Origin of the sequence: Enterobacter sp. EC_50, assembly GCF_019584525.1 — a bacterium.
Lineage (GTDB): Bacteria > Pseudomonadota > Gammaproteobacteria > Enterobacterales > Enterobacteriaceae > Enterobacter > Enterobacter roggenkampii.
In genome coordinates this window covers 22,550-38,536 of sequence record NZ_VDAF01000016.1, presented here as the reverse complement: position 1 = coordinate 38,536, position 15,987 = coordinate 22,550, and the positions used below count along the sequence as shown (strand labels likewise).

Genomic DNA, 15,987 nt, shown 5'->3' with positions numbered 1-15,987 from the left:
CCTGCTAAAACGTAGGCCGGGTAAGGCGAAGCCGCCACCCGGCTTTTTTTATAAGAAGTAGCTCATCGCCAGGCCTAAAAACAGCACCAGACCGACGTAGTTATTGTTCATAAACGCCTTGAAGCAGGCGTCGCGTTCGCGCTTCGCAATCAGCTTTTGCTGGTACGCAAACAGCAGCCCCGCCACCAGCACCGACCAGTAAAACTCCCAGTTCAGCCCGTTCAGGCGGCCAATCGCCACCATCAGCGCCAGCACGGCGACCTGCAGAATCCCGATAATCAGCTTGTCCTGACGGCCAAAGAGGATGGCGGTGGATTTGATGCCAATTTTCAGGTCATCGTCGCGGTCAACCATCGCGTATTGCGTGTCGTAAGCCACGGCCCAAAGTATGTTCGCCAGGAACATCAGCCAGCAGCTGAGCGGTAAGGACTCACTAACTGCCGCAAACGCCATTGGAATCGACCAGCCAAACGCTGCGCCCAGCACCACCTGAGGCAGGTGGGTATAGCGCTTCATAAACGGATAAACCCAGGCCAGTGCCAGCGCCGCAACGGAAAGCAGTATGGTCATGGTGTTCAGGGTTAACACCAGCAGGAAAGAGAGCAGCACCAGAACAGCAAACAGCACGCGAGCTTCTTTCCCGGTCACCTGTCCGCTGGGTAACGGACGACCGGCAGTCCGCTTTACATGGCCGTCGAATTTACGATCGGCATAATCATTGACCACGCAGCCCGCTGCGCGCATCAGCCAGACGCCAGCAACAAACACGCCGAGGATCCACAGCGGCGGCACGCCCGGCGTGGCGACCCACAGCGCCCATAAGGTCGGCCACAGCAACAGTAACGCGCCAATCGGTTTATCGGTACGCATTAAGCGGTGATACGCCAACAGCTTATTCTGCGTCAGGCTCCACTCCATTTTTTCTTCCTCTTAGTACAACGGTGATGCCGGTAAAAAAAGCTCCGTCAGAATTAACGGTTTACCGCTCAGGCGAAGGCGGGAACGACGCCCCCAAAGTTCAGCATCACGACCAATCTCAATAAAATCCCGGGTAAGCTCAGACGAGGTGAAAAGGTAACGCCCCAGCGGCGTTTTCCCCAGACGTTGCAGCGCCAGCTCGGGCCCGGACAAAGTGGACTCGGGCACCACCGTCCGTCCGGCAAGCCACGGCTCGCCGTCAGCGCAGAGTAAAATTTCACGCAGCCAGTAACGTGGCTCGTGCGGCAGCAGCGGCAGCTCGTTGGCGATCTCATCGCCGGAGACAAACCCTTCCTGAATCAGGGTCACCGTGACCGTTTTTCCCTGCTGCTCAAAACGTTTTGTCATGGAATCTTCCAGCAACAGCCAGTCCAGCTGCTGCGGATCAAGCGCAGGTATTTGGTCGAAATAGCGCAGCGCACGCAGTTGCGTTAGCGCAGGGTGTGACATGCCAGACTCTCCGATACATAACGTACAGGCATTGTATCGCAGAAACGCGGATTGAGGGGGGCCAAACGTTATTTAAGGATCACGATCGCAACAAGAGTGCAACAGCCCGGCGGAGACGAAAAAAAGTGCGCCCACTCAGGCGCACCAAACGACTAACAAATCAGCATTGTGGGGAAACGGTTACCCCTTGCCTTTTACACTGCTGATAAAGGTGGAACGGGCAGTGGTTGAACCTAAACGTTCGGCTTCATCAAGCAGCTTCAGCGCTTTATCGACATCGCCGCGCTTCACCGCCTGCTTGATGGCATTGTTGAAGTATTCTTCGGTGTCGTTAAGCACCGGCTCCGCTTTCTTCGCCGGGGCCGGCGCTGCGGTCGCTACCGGTGCGGCTGCCGTGGCAGCGGGCGCAGTATAGGCAGGCGCAGCGGTGTTGCCCACGGTGACAGGGCCGGTACCGGAGGAGCCAAACAGCGGGCCGACCAGGACGCTGGACGCACTGCTGGTCGACACTTTCAGCTTCACAAGGCCGTCAGTGGTGTGGCGGGCGATCGGATCCGGGATATCCGGTGCGGCGTTACCTACGCCTTTGGCATAGGCCTTCGCAGGATCAAGCAGCGTGGTGGTTTGCTGCAAATCTTTTTCCGTGGTGAAGACGAGTACATAAATTTTCTGCTGACCCAGCGCAGGCGTCAGGCGCATTACCCCTTCCAGGCGATCGGCGCTCATGACACCCGGTTCCTGATAGGTAAAATATTCGCTCGGGAAGAACGCAGAAGGCGTCATGTTCTGGTCAAGAATCAGCACGTTCGGCGCAAAGACGCTGGTCTGTTTATTGACTTCACTGGAGAGCGTTAACGTCAGTTCGCCAATGTTAGCGGGCACGCTGTACGCGACCACTGGACCACTAATACCCGGAACATTAAGCGGTTGCCCCCCCGTCGAGAGCTGGGTCGTTTGGGCTTTAGATTGATCGACAGGCGTCCAGACCAGCTGTTGCAACGCAGCTGCCGGAATGGCCGGCGCGGATGTTGTGTTTTGCGGAACGAAATTCACATTAGCGAGCGTTACAGCAGGCGCGCTCGCCAGCAACCCTGCGGATAAACAAAGGGCAAGGAGAGTTTTGTTCATTTTCATTGTTATCACCTCAAAATGCACAGGTCAGCGGTAGCCAGGCAATAGCGCGCCGTCCCAAGGATTGAGGGGCTTGCGCCCCTCAGTTTGGTCATTACGTCAGATTAAGACGGGATTACCACCAGATTTCCATCTGGGCGCCGAAGGACCACTCATCGTTGTCACCACGGCTGTAGGTTGTGGCTTTGGTATCGCTTTTTGCAATGCCGTTGTCATAACCCCATTTCTCATCCCACTTCGCGTAAGTTGCGAAGACACGGATCGCTGGACGGGACCAGATGCTGTTACCGGCCTGCCATTGCTGTGCAAGGGTAATTTTGTACTGGTTGTTGGTATCGTCAGTTTTCTGCGACTTAACGTTGTCGTAGCCAACTTCAAGCAAGGTGCTCATGATTGGCGTCCATTTATACATTGGGCGCACACCCACGGTGTACCAGGTCGTACCGTTGTTGTCGTCACGATCGATATCCTGATACATACCGACGTACATCAGATCCCAGCTGTCACCCAGAGAGATCGCACCGTGGTCGAGAATACGAACCAGGGAACCGTTGTTGTTAATCTTGTTATTTACAACACCAATTTCAGCGTCTTTGTCATAGTTGTTGCCGGTGAAGGAACCCTGCGGAATACCTTTGCCCTGAGTGGTCATTGCATCGGTAGCGTACTGGACAACAAACTTGTTGTAGCCTTTCAGCATGCTCTGGGTATGTTCAGCGGTGAACATCCAGCCATCTTTAGATGCGCCGTCAGCGAAGCTGTAACCGTCAGTTTTGTTAGCTCGGCCATAGTCAACACCCAACTCCAGCGTGCCGCCCGGGTTGATTTCCATCTGCGCCAAGCGCACATCGAAGACGTCGTTAGCGGTGTCTTTGAAGTCATGATAGATATCGTTGCTGGTGAAGATGTATGAGCCGCCTGCTTCCTGAGAACGGGTCGCTGCCAGAGACAGTTTACCGAAGCCCAGATCGACGTTTTCGATACCGGCACCAGGACCTGAAATATCCCAGTAGTAGAAGTCGATCATGTGAACGTCATGACGCTGATAGAAGCGCTTACCGGCCCAGATGGTGGAACCTGGCAGCCACTCAATCAGGTTTTTACCCTGCACGTTGGCTTCACGGAACGCCGGGTCGGTAGCTTCCCAGTCGTTCTGTTGCGCCACGGAGTACGCTACGTTGGTGTCGAAGTAGAAGCTCTTGTCGCCTTCTTTCCACACTTCCTGGCCCAGCTTCAGTTCCGCATAGGTTTCACATTCGTTACCCAGACGGTATTTACTTTGGGCACCGGTTGCCTGGAAGCACTGCTGTTCGCCGCCACTACCCGTCCAGCCGATACCGGAACGAGCATAACCATGGAAATCCACGGCCAGTGCCTGAGCAGACATTACGCCCGCTGCGACGGCAACTGCCAGAGGAAGTTTGCGCAGAGTAATCATCATTCTATCTCCTGAGATCATTGCTTTTCTTTGAACACTTCACCTGTCGGTTTCGTGTCTTCTTTTGGGATTGCTTAAACGCCTGGCTCTTTGTGCAACCGACGACATGCGGTGCCATCCTCACGGAACAGATGGCAGCGCTCTGGCGGCAAGCCGATAGCGAATGTGGCACCCTCTTCTACCAACACCACGTCATTCTGGCGGTAGACCAGGTTCTGACGGATGGCGGGGATCTGGATATGAATCTGTGTTTCGTGACCAAGCTGTTCGACGACCTGAACCTCACCTTCCAGCGTCACATCGGCAATGTGGCTCGGCAGTAAATGCTCAGGACGAATACCGAGGGACATATTTGCCCCCACCTGTACGTTGGCGCTGTCGACCGGCAGCCAGACCTGCTGGCGGTTTGGCAGCTCCACCTGTACCTGTTCAATGGCTGTCGCGGTCACTTTGACGGGCAGGAAGTTCATCTTTGGCGAGCCAATGAAGCCCGCAACAAAGCGGTCTGCCGGGTAGTGATACAGCTCCAGCGGTTTGCCCACCTGCGCCACGCGACCGGCATCCAGCACCACGATTTTGTCGGCGAGGGTCATCGCTTCGACCTGATCGTGGGTGACGTAAATCATCGTGCGGCCAAGACGCTTGTGCAGACGGGAGATTTCGATACGCATCTGGACGCGCAGGGCGGCATCCAGGTTGGAAAGCGGTTCGTCGAGCAGGAAGACGCGCGGCTCGGCGACCAGGGTACGGCCAATCGCCACACGCTGACGCTGACCGCCGGAAAGCGCTTTCGGTTTACGCTCCAGCAGGTGCGCCAGCTGTAGTACTTCCGCCACCTGCGTCACGCGCTGGTTAATCACCTCTTTCTTCGCGCCGGCCAGCTTCAAACCAAAGGACATGTTCTCGGCGACGGAAAGATGGGGATAGAGTGCATAAGACTGGAACACCATGCCTACGCCACGTTCGGCAGGCGGGATGTCATTCATTCGGGTATCACCGATCAGCAGGTCGCCGCTGGTGATGGTTTCAAGACCGGCAATCATACGCAGCAGGGTTGATTTACCGCAGCCTGATGGGCCGACAAATACCACGAATTCACCTTCGTGGATGTCCAGATTGATGTCTTTCGACACCACAACGTCACCCCAGGCTTTCGTTACATTACGCAGCTGTACGCTCGCCATGCCCTTCTCCCTTCGTTACAACCTGTCACCGACAGAAACATTCAAGATAAGGTGACTATGGGGGATCCATTACTTTCACGAATCCTCCACCCCCCGGCTTTTTTATGGGGGAGGAGGCGGGAGGATGAGAGAGCAGGCTCTGCGACCGGCGTGGGCGGGCTGAGGCAAAATTCGTGAAGCCGCCTGCAAAATTCAGTGCGTTTTTATGTGCGCCAGCACTCATAACTTAAATTTATGCAACAGAGATCACACAAACGGGGGGTGGGGCGTAGGGGTTGGGAGGATGGAAAGAGGATGTCAAATAAGGAGACTGAGTCACGTTGAACCACTGAAGTCATACCACGAGACATCACCAAAAAGGATGGCAGATATGAATATCAAGACTGGCGCACGCGTTTTCGCATTGTCCGCCCTTGCAGCAATGATGATTTCCGCACCGGCGCTCGCCAAAATTGAAGAAGGCAAGCTGGTTATCTGGATTAACGGCGACAAGGGCTATAACGGCCTGGCCGAAGTGGGCAAAAAATTCGAGAAAGACACCGGCATCAAAGTGACCGTAGAGCACCCGGACAAACTGGAAGAGAAATTCCCGCAGGTTGCGGCAACCGGCGACGGCCCGGACATCATCTTCTGGGCGCATGACCGTTTTGGCGGTTACGCACAGTCTGGCCTGCTGGCTGAAGTCACCCCGGACAAAGCTTTCCAGGACAAACTGTTCCCGTTCACCTGGGACGCCGTTCGCTATAACGGCAAGCTGATCGCTTACCCTGTCGCGGTTGAAGCCCTGTCTCTGATTTACAACAAAGACCTGGTCCCTAACCCACCGAAAACCTGGGAAGAGATCCCGAAACTGGATAAAGAGCTGAAGGCGAAAGGTAAATCCGCCCTGATGTTCAACCTGCAAGAGCCGTACTTCACCTGGCCGCTGATTGCTGCCGACGGCGGTTACGCGTTCAAGTTTGAAAACGGCAAATACGACGTGAAAGACGTGGGCGTCGACAGCGCGGGCGCGAAAGCGGGCCTGACCTTCCTGGTCGACCTGATCAAGAACAAACACATGAACGCGGATACCGATTACTCCATCGCGGAAGCGGCGTTCAACAAAGGCGAAACCGCGATGACCATCAACGGTCCGTGGGCCTGGACCAACATCGACAAGAGCAAAGTCAATTACGGCGTGACGCTGCTGCCAACCTTCAAAGGCAAGCCGTCTAAACCGTTCGTTGGCGTGCTGAGCGCAGGCATCAACGCCGCCAGCCCGAACAAAGAGCTGGCGAAAGAGTTCCTGGAAAACTACCTGCTGACCGATCAGGGTCTGGATGAAGTGAACAAGGACAAACCGCTGGGTGCCGTTGCGCTGAAATCCTTCCAGGATCAGCTGGCGAAAGACCCACGTATCGCGGCCACCATGGATAACGCCCAGAAAGGCGAAATCATGCCGAACATCCCACAGATGGCCGCATTCTGGTACGCCACCCGTACCGCGGTTATCAACGCTGCAAGCGGTCGTCAGACTGTCGATGCCGCGCTGAAAGATGCTCAGGGTCGTATTACTAAGTAAGTCTGAAAAACGGCGGGTAGCGCGTGCGCTTACCCGCCCTACGACTACGGCACGATCCGTAGGTCAGGTAAGCGCAGCGCCACCTGACGATAAGATTCCACCGTTGTAGAGGAAGAACCCCATGGATGTCATTAAAAAGAAACGCTGGTGGCAAAGCGACGCGCTGAAATGGTCAGCGATCGGTCTGCTGTGTCTGCTGGTGGGTTACCTTGTTGTTTTAATGTACGTACAAGGGGAATATCTGTTCGCCATCATGACGCTGATTTTGAGCTCTGCTGGCCTGTATATTTTCGCCAACCGTAAAGCCTATGCCTGGCGCTATGTCTACCCGGGCGTGGCCGGGATGGGGCTGTTTGTCCTGTTCCCGTTGATTTGTACCGTCGCCATTGCGTTTACCAACTACAGCAGCACCAACCAGCTTGCGCAGGAACGCGCGCAGCAGGTCCTGCTGGACCGCTCATACCAGGCAGGCAAGACCTTTAACTTCGGCCTGTATCCTGCAGGCAACGAATGGAAGTTAGCGCTTACTGACGAAGCAAGCGGGAAATACTATGTCTCTGACGCCTTCAAATTTGGCGGCGAGCAGAAGCTGGCCTTAAAAGAGGCCCAGGCCCTGCCGGAAGGTGAACGTGCCAACCTGCGCGTCATCACCCAAAACCGTCAGGCGCTGACCCAGCTCACCGCCGTGCTGCCAGACGACAGCAAAGTGATCATGAGCTCGCTGCGCCAGTTCTCCGGCACCCAACCGCTCTATACCCTGGCGGATGACGGCACGCTGACCAACAACCAGAGCGGCGTGAAGTACCGTCCGAATAACGACATTGGTTTCTATCAGTCCATTACTGCCGACGGCAAATGGGGTGATGACAAGCTCAGCCCGGGCTACACCGTCACCATCGGCTGGGACAACTTTACCCGCGTGTTTACCGACGAAGGCATTCAGAAACCGTTCTTCGCCATCTTCGTCTGGACGGTGGTTTTCTCCGTACTGACCGTGATCCTCACCGTGGCCGTGGGTATGGTGCTGGCCTGTCTGGTCCAGTGGGAATCCCTGAAGGGCAAAGCGATTTACCGCGTGCTGCTGATTCTGCCGTATGCCGTACCGTCATTTATCTCGATTCTGATTTTCAAAGGGCTGTTTAACCAGAGCTTCGGTGAAATCAACATGATGCTGAGCGCGCTGTTCGGCATCAAACCGGCCTGGTTCAGCGACCCGACCACCGCCCGCTCGATGATCATCATCGTGAACACCTGGCTCGGTTATCCGTACATGATGATCCTGTGCATGGGGCTGCTGAAGGCCATCCCGGATGACCTGTACGAAGCTTCGGCGATGGACGGCGCGGGTCCGTTCCAGAACTTCTTTAAGATTACGCTGCCGCTGCTCATCAAGCCGCTCACCCCGCTGATGATTGCCAGCTTCGCCTTTAACTTTAACAACTTCGTGCTGATTCAGCTGTTGACCAACGGCGGTCCGGACCGTCTTGGCACCACCACGCCGGCAGGCTATACCGATCTGCTCGTGAGCTACACCTACCGTATCGCCTTCGAAGGCGGCGGCGGTCAGGACTTCGGTCTGGCGGCAGCGATTGCCACCCTGATCTTCCTGCTGGTGGGCGCCCTGGCGATTGTGAACCTGAAAGCCACACGTATGAAATTTGACTAAGGAGGGCACTGAACATGGCTATGGTACAACCCAAATCTCAGAAACTGCGCCTCCTCGCGACGCACCTGGGCCTGCTGATTTTTATCGCGGCGATCATGTTCCCGCTGCTGATGGTTATCGCCATCTCCCTGCGTTCGGGTAACTTCGCCACCGGGAGCCTGATCCCGGACGAAATCTCCTGGGAGCACTGGAAGCTCGCGCTGGGCTTCAGCGTGGAACACGCGGATGGCCGCGTCACGCCGCCGCCGTTCCCGGTGCTGCTGTGGCTGTGGAACTCGGTGAAAATCGCAGGTATTACCGCTATTGGTATCGTGGCGCTGTCCACCACCTGCGCTTACGCCTTTGCCCGCATGCGTTTCCCGGGCAAAGCGACGCTGCTGAAAGGGATGCTGATTTTCCAGATGTTCCCGGCGGTGCTGTCGCTGGTGGCGCTGTATGCCCTGTTTGACCGCCTGGGCCAGTACATTCCGTTTATCGGTCTGAACACGCATGGCGGCGTGATCTTCGCCTACCTTGGCGGTATCGCACTGCATGTGTGGACCATTAAGGGCTATTTCGAAACCATCGACGGCTCGCTGGAAGAAGCGGCCGCGCTGGATGGGGCTACCCCGTGGCAGGCGTTCCGCCTGGTGCTGCTGCCGCTGTCGGTGCCGATTCTGGCGGTAGTGTTTATCCTGTCGTTTATCGCTGCGATCACCGAAGTACCGGTTGCCTCACTGTTACTGCGTGATGTGAACAGCTACACCCTGGCCGTAGGTATGCAGCAATACCTCAACCCGCAAAACTACCTGTGGGGCGACTTTGCCGCGGCGGCCGTACTCTCTGCCATCCCGATTACCGTGGTGTTCCTGCTGGCGCAGCGCTGGCTGGTGAACGGCCTGACGGCGGGCGGTGTGAAAGGTTAAGTTTCATTTTGTTATGCCACTGCAACCCTCAACTTTAGACGTATTGTATTGACCCAACTTGTGACTGTTGTTAGGCGGCCTCCGGGCCGCCATTTTTTTATTCGCGTTTCAGCCGCTTCGAGTTACACAGCCAGAGGGTGATCACCAGCAGCAGGATCGCCGCCGAGTAGATCAGCACATCGAGCGGGGATTTATGATCGACGATGATCAGCCGCACAATCGCGGTGATCCCAATGTAGACAAAATAACGCAGCGGGAAGTGAAAGCCGGACTGAAAATACTTCACAATCAGGGCGATAAATTCAAAGTAGAGAAAGTAGACCACCAGGCCTTCCACCAGCGCATATTTGCTGGTTTGTTCAGGGGCGAACAGCACATCCGCCAGATGCACCGTCTCCTTACCCAAAAAGACGACCAGGATCAGGCCAAGGCTCAGCAGACCGAGGTTCAGCACGGTCTGGAGGACAGTTGAGATAAACTCAACGCGCGGGCGAGTCAGGGATGTCATACAGCACCTCATTCTCCAGGGCGAGGTTTCTGTATAACGCAAAAATGTGACGGGGATCTATATTTTTTGTTTATGTTTGGCGCATTCGCCCGGTGGCGCTGCGCTTACCGGGCCTACAAAAACCGTAGGCCGGGCAAACGCAGTGCCGCCCGGCGTGAAGCATCAGCGGAAGTTAATGTTCTTATCGCTGGTCATGTCGTACAGCTGGAACTTACGTCCAAGCTGCTGACCGCCGTCACGCGTCAGCGGCGTCCAGCCGATGGCCGCGCGGCTACGGGTTGGACCGGATGAGAACAGATCCAGCGGAATCGACACGTAAACCCCTTTGGTGAAGTCCCCTTCCCCATATTCGTCCGGCGAGACGTTGGTAATGGTGGCGTAGCCGCCCACCACGACGCCGCTGTCGAAGTGTTTGGAGATATCCAGCGTGCCGCCCTTATCGCCCGCCAGGTACTGGCCGACGCTGGCTTTCACCAGCACGTCAGGCGCGAACGACGGCGTCCAGTAGGCGGTCAGGTGACCGGTTTTAACGCTGTAGTCGGTGAACTTCATCATGTCCTGGGCGCTGCGCCAGTCACGCTGTTTGACGTAGTTGGCATCAATCCCGAACGCCCAGTTGCTGTCGACAGGACGATAAAGCACTTCTGCCCCCGCGCCGCCGTACATGGTTTCCAGATACCCGCCGTACACCTGCCCGTAGAAGCCGTTGCCGAAGTACTGGAAGTAGTTGGCCTGCAGGTTATTCACGTAGGCATCGTTCTGCACGTACTCACGCACGCGGGTACGCACGCGCGGCAGCGTCGAGTCTTTTGGCGGGTTGGTGTAGTTAAACTTGTCGTAGTTGTTGGCGATGTTGCCGAACAGGCTGCCGGTGGTCAGCAGGTGGTCGGTGAGCCACAGATCCGCCGTCGCCATGACGCCCAGCTGATACATGTAGAAGTTTTCCGGCCCGCCGACGGACTGGTTCAACACCGGATCGATATGGAAATCGAAGCGCGACTTGTCGATATACCAGCCCTGCTCGGTGGTCTCCGGCACGATCGGCTCAACGCGCTTTTGCACCAGCTCGGTTTCATGTCCGAGCGGTTCGCCTTCCAGATGGCGCTTCAGGCTGGCAACGTCCGTTTCCGTCGTCACCTGCGGCAGGTTGAGACGGTTCTCCGTCACGCGGATCGTACGGATCCCGTCCGGGAGATCGTTCATGATGATCCGGTTGGCGCGCTCGATCCCTTCACGCGAGTCGCGGTATTTCACCTGCTCGCCGGTGACGTACAGCGTATCGCCTTTCACCTGAATTTTTGGATCCGCCAGGCCGGCATTGTATTTCAGCAGCGTCAGCTGGTTTGCCACCACGGAGTGCTGCAGAATCGCATCCTGCGGCTCCGGCTGGTATGCAGGCCGCGCGTTGTCGTTGTAGTGCGGCCGCATGTCGTTGAAGTTGGTGCGCAGCGTAAAGCCAAACATCACCGTATTGCCGCGCTCGTAGCTGAGGTTAACGTCGGCCCAATCGGTGACGCGATAAATGGCGCCGACGTTAAACTTGCTCTTCTGCTCAATCTTCCCGGCGAAGTCCTGCGAGTAGTCATTCCCCTCGTACTCCAGCTTCAGGCGCAATGGCTGCCAGGGCGTCTGATACTCCACGCCGCCAAACAGCGAGGCCGGGCCGTGGAACATCTGGTCGCCGTTGATGGAGCCCGCTTTCTGATAGCTGTTATCGCGGTAGCAGTATTTATCGCTGTAGGAGCAAAACGGGTTTTTCACGTTGCCGCTGGTGCCGAGATAGCCCCATCCCAGACCGAGCGAGAAGTCGAACGGCCCCCAGGCCTTGCTGGCCACGATGTATTCCGCATCAAACAGGCCGGTACCGCCAATATCTTTGGCGCCCACGGAGACCTGCGGCATCCAGTAGCTCTCTTCCCACAGGCGCAGCTTGACGTCGAAGGCTTTATCTTTGTAGGTCTGATCGCCTGAGAACGCCTCGACGCTGCTGTATTGTTTCGTACGGACGTCGGTATAGCGCAGCGTGGTTTCAAGCCACGGGAACAGCTGCACCGACGCCGAGTAGTAACGATACTGGTCGTTATCACGGTAGTTAAGGCTAATTTCCCCTTCGCGCGCCATACGCGCGGTGGGCGTTTGCAGTAAACCGACGCCGCCGAAGTCTGACTGAGACGGGCCAATGGGTGCCGGATACGTTTCTGCATGGCAGGCGGCACTCACGCAGAGCGCCAGCATGCTGTAGAGATAGGTTCTTTTCATTATTCCGGTATCCGCTGAATCAGGGAGTGAAGGATATCGGCGTTAAGCCCGTCATACGCCTTCGTCCAGAAATGGTCGGCAAAACCGACAAAAATAATGCTGCCCGGCATGGGTTCGATATGTCGTTTATTCCAGTAAGCAACGGGGGCTTTTTGCGTGTGGCCGTCAGGGTAAACCACCCAGGCGTAGCTGTTATCCGCGCCGCTCAGCAGACTCTGCTCGTCGAGGTAGCTCGCCACGTCGCGGCCGGGAGTAAAGGGCTTGTTACCCGGGCTGCCGATCAGCCCCATCACGGTTACCGTCGTCGGCTTCGCCGGAAGCCAGAGCGTATAGTCCCCTTCCAGGGTCGGGTTGCCGTTTTCCGTGACGCGCACGTCATCCGGGTCAAGATTCACATTCTGTCGGCCCGTCACCTTCAGCGCCTGCAGCTGCTGACGGACGCTGTTAATGGCCGCCGCGTCGTCGCCGTCTTCCTGTTCCGCGAGTCCCGTTAGCCTGGCAAGAAGCGCCTTGTGCTGCTGTTCCGCTTCCACGGTCTTCTGCCGTTCAGCGATGACCGCGCCTGGCCACCAGCTGTTGGCAAGCCTTGGCTGTCCGACGAGATCGAGCAGACGTTCGGCGTGGGTTAAGGTTTTAGGTTTTTCAATGTCCGGCGTGTAGACCTTTACCGTTCCCGCGGACCATGCCAGCGGCGCGGCAAAACTGGCGATAAGCGCAGCGTGGATGAGCGTTTTCATGATTTCGCCGCCTTGATCAGGGTGGTTTTGACCGGGAAGAATCCGGCACCGAGATACTGTAAGGACTGGCGGATCTGCCCTTCCTCGTCGATCCAGAAGCGGTTGTGCCAGGTGGCCTGGTCGGTGGTGACCTCTTCATCCAGCACGCGAACCTGCGTTTCGTCGCTGCCGACCTTCACGCTGTCGGTGCCGTCCCAGCGGAAGGTCGAGCGTGCCGTGGCGTAACGCACCTGCTTGTGTTCGGTCCAGCCCATCGTGCGCGTCCAGCCTGCGCCGTCGGCGATCTGGTTCGGCTTGATCAGCGGATCGTCAGCGAGATTATTCACCTCCAGCAGGTTATCGCCGCCCAACAGGGTTTTCACGATACGACCATGCTGCGTCACGATGGTGGCTTGATCCTGCGTCACCCATTTCTGCTGCCCGTTTTCATCGAAAGCGAGCACCACAAACAGTTGCGGGCCATCGTTAAGCTGCATGTACTGACTGGCATAAGGCATGTTCTGAAGCTCGTCATCGGTCAGATGCACGCCCGGTGTGCCGAACAGGCTTTCCCACAGTGAGTTTCCCAGCCCTTTAGTGGTGGCCGAGCATGCCTGCAGCAGCAGGCAAATCAGAATGATTGCTGGTCGCTTCACGACTCTTCTCCGAAGGGGCGAAATAACCACACCGAAGTGTGGTTATGATTAAAACACCCGCTATTACTGGGTGCTGGTTGTCGTGGTGGTCGTGGTTCCGGTGTTGGAGCCATCACCGCCACCGGTTGCCGCCAGCGCGACACCCACGGCTGAACTTACGGTGCTGGCGCTGGCTGCGGTAGAACTCCCCGCAGACGCAGACGTCGCAGCCGACCCTGCCGCTTCCCCGACCTGAACCGGAGCTGCATAAACAGATGTCGCCGCAAGCGCAGATATGGCAAAAATGCCATACAGTACTTTCTTCATAACAATTTCCCTTCAATGAATGAATGGAGATTTGCCCGAAAAGAATTTCAGGCGGAATCGAGTATACACAACTCATGCCGTGGGTTTGCCGTAAGGGGAAATAGAGGGTGGGTTTTCAGACTAATGGATAAAATCGAAATGAAAGACAAAGAGGGAAAATATTAAATAACTATAAAACAATAACTTATAATATTTATATATTAAGTTCCTTCTGCGTATTTTCTTAAAATAAACCGCAGCAATTAACGGGTTAAACGTCTTTTTCAGATTAAACTCAGAACCAGAATTTGCGTTAACTAACAGACATCAGGAATTATCTGATAAAAAAATGCCGGCATTAAGCCGGCACGTTTTCATGGCGTTTTAATTACGCACGCCATGCTTTATAACGGTTGATCAACCCATTGGTCGAGCTGTCATGGCTGGTAATCGCGTTATCGTCACCCAGCTCTGGCAGAATACGGTTTGCCAGCTGTTTACCCAGCTCAACGCCCCACTGGTCAAAGGTGAAGATGTTCAGGATCGCGCCCTGCGTGAAGATTTTGTGCTCGTACAGGGCAATCAGCGCGCCAAGGCTGAACGGCGTGATTTCGCGCAGCAGGATGGAGTTGGTTGGACGGTTGCCTTCGAACACTTTGAACGGCACCACGTGCTCCAGCGTTGCCGGATCTTTACCCTGGTCGCGGTATTCCTGCTCAACCACCTCGCGGGATTTACCGAACGCCAGCGCTTCGGTCTGGGCGAAGAAGTTGGACAGCAGCTTCGGATGGTGGTCGGACAGCGGATTATGGGTGATAGCCGGGGCGATGAAATCGCACGGTACCATTTTGGTGCCCTGGTGAATCAGCTGATAGAACGCGTGCTGACCGTTAGTGCCCGGCTCGCCCCAGATGATTGGGCCAGTCTGGTAATCCACCGCGTTGCCGTTACGGTCCACGTATTTACCGTTGGATTCCATGTTGCCCTGCTGGAAGTAAGCCGCAAAGCGGTGCATGTACTGGTCATACGGCAGGATCGCTTCGGTTTCAGCGCCAAAGAAGTTGTTGTACCAGATACCGATCAGCGCCAGCAGCACCGGCAGGTTTTTCTCAGGTGCGGTGGTGGAGAAGTGTTTGTCCATCGCGTGCGCGCCGGAGAGCAGCTCAACGAAGTTGTCGAAGCCCACGGACAGGATGATAGACAGACCGATTGCAGACCACAGAGAGTAGCGGCCACCGACCCAGTCCCAGAATTCGAACATGTTCGCGGTGTCGATACCGAACTCGCTGACGGCTTTACCGTTGGTGGACAGCGCAGCGAAGTGTTTCGCCACGTGCTTGTTGTCGCCCGCGGTTTTCAGGAACCAGTCGCGCGCGCTGTGGGCGTTGGTCATGGTTTCCTGAGTGGTAAAGGTTTTCGACGCAACCAGGAACAGGGTGGTTTCCGGGTTCACGTTCTTCAGCACTTCGGCGATGTGGGTACCATCGACGTTAGACACAAAGTGCATATTGAGGTGGTTTTTGTACGGGCGCAGCGCTTCGGTCACCATGAACGGGCCGAGGTCAGAGCCGCCGATACCGATGTTAACCACGTCGGTGATCGCTTTGCCGGTGTAGCCTTTCCAGCTTCCGGAGATAATCGCTTCGGAGAAGGTTTTCATCTTTTCCAGCACCGCGTTCACTTCCGGCATGACGTCTTTGCCGTCAACGATGATTGGGGTATTGCTACGGTTACGCAGGGCTACGTGCAGCACGGCACGGTCTTCGGTGCGGTTGATCTTCTCACCGGAGAACATGGATTTGATGGCGTCCGCCAGCTCGGTCTCTTTCGCCAGATCCTGCAGTTTTGCCAGCGTCTCTTCGGTAATGCGGTTTTTAGAGAAATCCACCAGCATCAGGTCGTCGAAGGTCGCGGAGAACTTGCTGAAACGATCGGCATCTTTCGCGAACAGGTCCGCGATGGTGACATCTTTCATTTCATCAAAATGTTTCTGGAGTGCCTGCCAGGCAGCGGTCTGCGTTGGGTTGATGTTTTTCATTAGCAATACTCTTCTGATTTGAGAATTGTGACTGCGGTCGATTGTAGCGCCTGCAAATAAAAATTGTGATGGTTTTTATGCCATTGCCCTGGCCTGCATCAAACACAGGTGAAAAGACCCGAAAAGTATAGCTGCTGAAGCGCCCTCCTGGAGCGGAGAAATGTCGGTCAAAATGCCCTAAAACGAAGCATAAAATCTGGCCCTGTTATAAG

The 15,987-nt window shown here is 56.0% G+C and carries 14 protein-coding genes; 3 read left to right on the top strand and 11 right to left on the bottom strand.

Going from position 1 to position 15,987, the window contains the following annotated elements:
* Positions 1-48: 48 nt before the first annotated feature.
* From ubiA to malK, 5 genes are all read right to left on the bottom strand, one after another.
* Positions 49-918, bottom strand: a complete 870-nt coding sequence (gene ubiA, locus FHC48_RS14470; RefSeq protein ID WP_059363960.1) for a 4-hydroxybenzoate octaprenyltransferase — start codon at positions 916-918, stop codon at positions 49-51.
* A gap of 12 nt (positions 919-930) precedes the next feature.
* The gene (gene ubiC / locus FHC48_RS14465) at positions 931-1,428 is read right to left on the bottom strand and encodes a chorismate lyase (RefSeq protein ID WP_021242729.1); all 498 of its coding nucleotides are present in this window, start codon (positions 1,426-1,428) and stop codon (positions 931-933) included.
* 180 nt (positions 1,429-1,608) lie between these two features.
* A complete protein-coding gene (malM, locus tag FHC48_RS14460; RefSeq protein ID WP_008500082.1) occupies positions 1,609-2,562 on the bottom strand; it encodes a maltose operon protein MalM in 954 nt (317 codons plus the stop codon).
* A 112-nt stretch (positions 2,563-2,674) separates the two neighbouring features.
* Positions 2,675-4,000, bottom strand: a complete 1,326-nt coding sequence (locus tag FHC48_RS14455; protein ID WP_008500081.1) for a maltoporin — start codon at positions 3,998-4,000, stop codon at positions 2,675-2,677.
* A gap of 71 nt (positions 4,001-4,071) precedes the next feature.
* Positions 4,072-5,181 (bottom strand): maltose/maltodextrin ABC transporter ATP-binding protein MalK, encoded by a 1,110-nt coding sequence (gene malK / locus FHC48_RS14450; RefSeq protein ID WP_008500080.1) that lies wholly within the window; start codon positions 5,179-5,181, stop codon positions 4,072-4,074.
* A 370-nt stretch (positions 5,182-5,551) separates the two neighbouring features.
* On the opposite strand from malK, the gene malE reads away from it, so the two are divergent.
* The 3 genes from malE (at position 5,552) to malG (ending at position 9,313) form a co-directional block, all read left to right on the top strand.
* Positions 5,552-6,742 carry a maltose/maltodextrin ABC transporter substrate-binding protein MalE gene (gene malE / locus FHC48_RS14445; protein WP_008500079.1) on the top strand — a complete coding sequence of 397 codons (1,191 nt, stop codon included), beginning with the start codon at positions 5,552-5,554 and terminating at the stop codon, positions 6,740-6,742.
* A gap of 121 nt (positions 6,743-6,863) precedes the next feature.
* Positions 6,864-8,408, top strand: a complete 1,545-nt coding sequence (gene malF / locus FHC48_RS14440; protein ID WP_021242728.1) for a maltose ABC transporter permease MalF — start codon at positions 6,864-6,866, stop codon at positions 8,406-8,408.
* Between the two features lie 14 nt (positions 8,409-8,422).
* Positions 8,423-9,313 (top strand): maltose ABC transporter permease MalG, encoded by an 891-nt coding sequence (malG, locus tag FHC48_RS14435; protein WP_008500077.1) that lies wholly within the window; start codon positions 8,423-8,425, stop codon positions 9,311-9,313.
* Between the two features lie 97 nt (positions 9,314-9,410).
* Here malG and psiE read toward each other — a convergent pair whose 3' ends face one another.
* From psiE to pgi, 6 genes are all read right to left on the bottom strand, one after another.
* Positions 9,411-9,821: a phosphate-starvation-inducible protein PsiE gene (gene psiE, locus FHC48_RS14430; protein ID WP_021242727.1), complete on the bottom strand. Its 411-nt coding sequence runs from the start codon at positions 9,819-9,821 to the stop codon at positions 9,411-9,413.
* A 162-nt stretch (positions 9,822-9,983) separates the two neighbouring features.
* On the bottom strand, positions 9,984-12,080 hold the full coding sequence (locus FHC48_RS14425) for a YjbH domain-containing protein (RefSeq protein WP_023345255.1): 2,097 nt from the start codon (positions 12,078-12,080) through the stop codon (positions 9,984-9,986).
* A complete protein-coding gene (locus tag FHC48_RS14420) occupies positions 12,080-12,817 on the bottom strand; it encodes a capsule biosynthesis GfcC D2 domain-containing protein (RefSeq protein ID WP_072253886.1) in 738 nt (245 codons plus the stop codon). Before FHC48_RS14420 ends, FHC48_RS14425 begins: the two co-directional genes overlap by 1 nt.
* Entirely contained in the window at positions 12,814-13,452 is a 639-nt protein-coding gene (locus FHC48_RS14415; protein WP_008503424.1) for a YjbF family lipoprotein, read from the bottom strand. Before FHC48_RS14415 ends, FHC48_RS14420 begins: the two co-directional genes overlap by 4 nt.
* A gap of 63 nt (positions 13,453-13,515) precedes the next feature.
* Entirely contained in the window at positions 13,516-13,758 is a 243-nt protein-coding gene (gene yjbE / locus FHC48_RS14410; protein ID WP_008503423.1) for an exopolysaccharide production protein YjbE, read from the bottom strand.
* Between the two features lie 367 nt (positions 13,759-14,125).
* Positions 14,126-15,775, bottom strand: coding sequence for a glucose-6-phosphate isomerase (gene pgi / locus FHC48_RS14405; protein ID WP_008503422.1), 1,650 nt, complete (start codon positions 15,773-15,775; stop codon positions 14,126-14,128).
* Between the last annotated feature and the right edge of the window lie 212 nt (positions 15,776-15,987).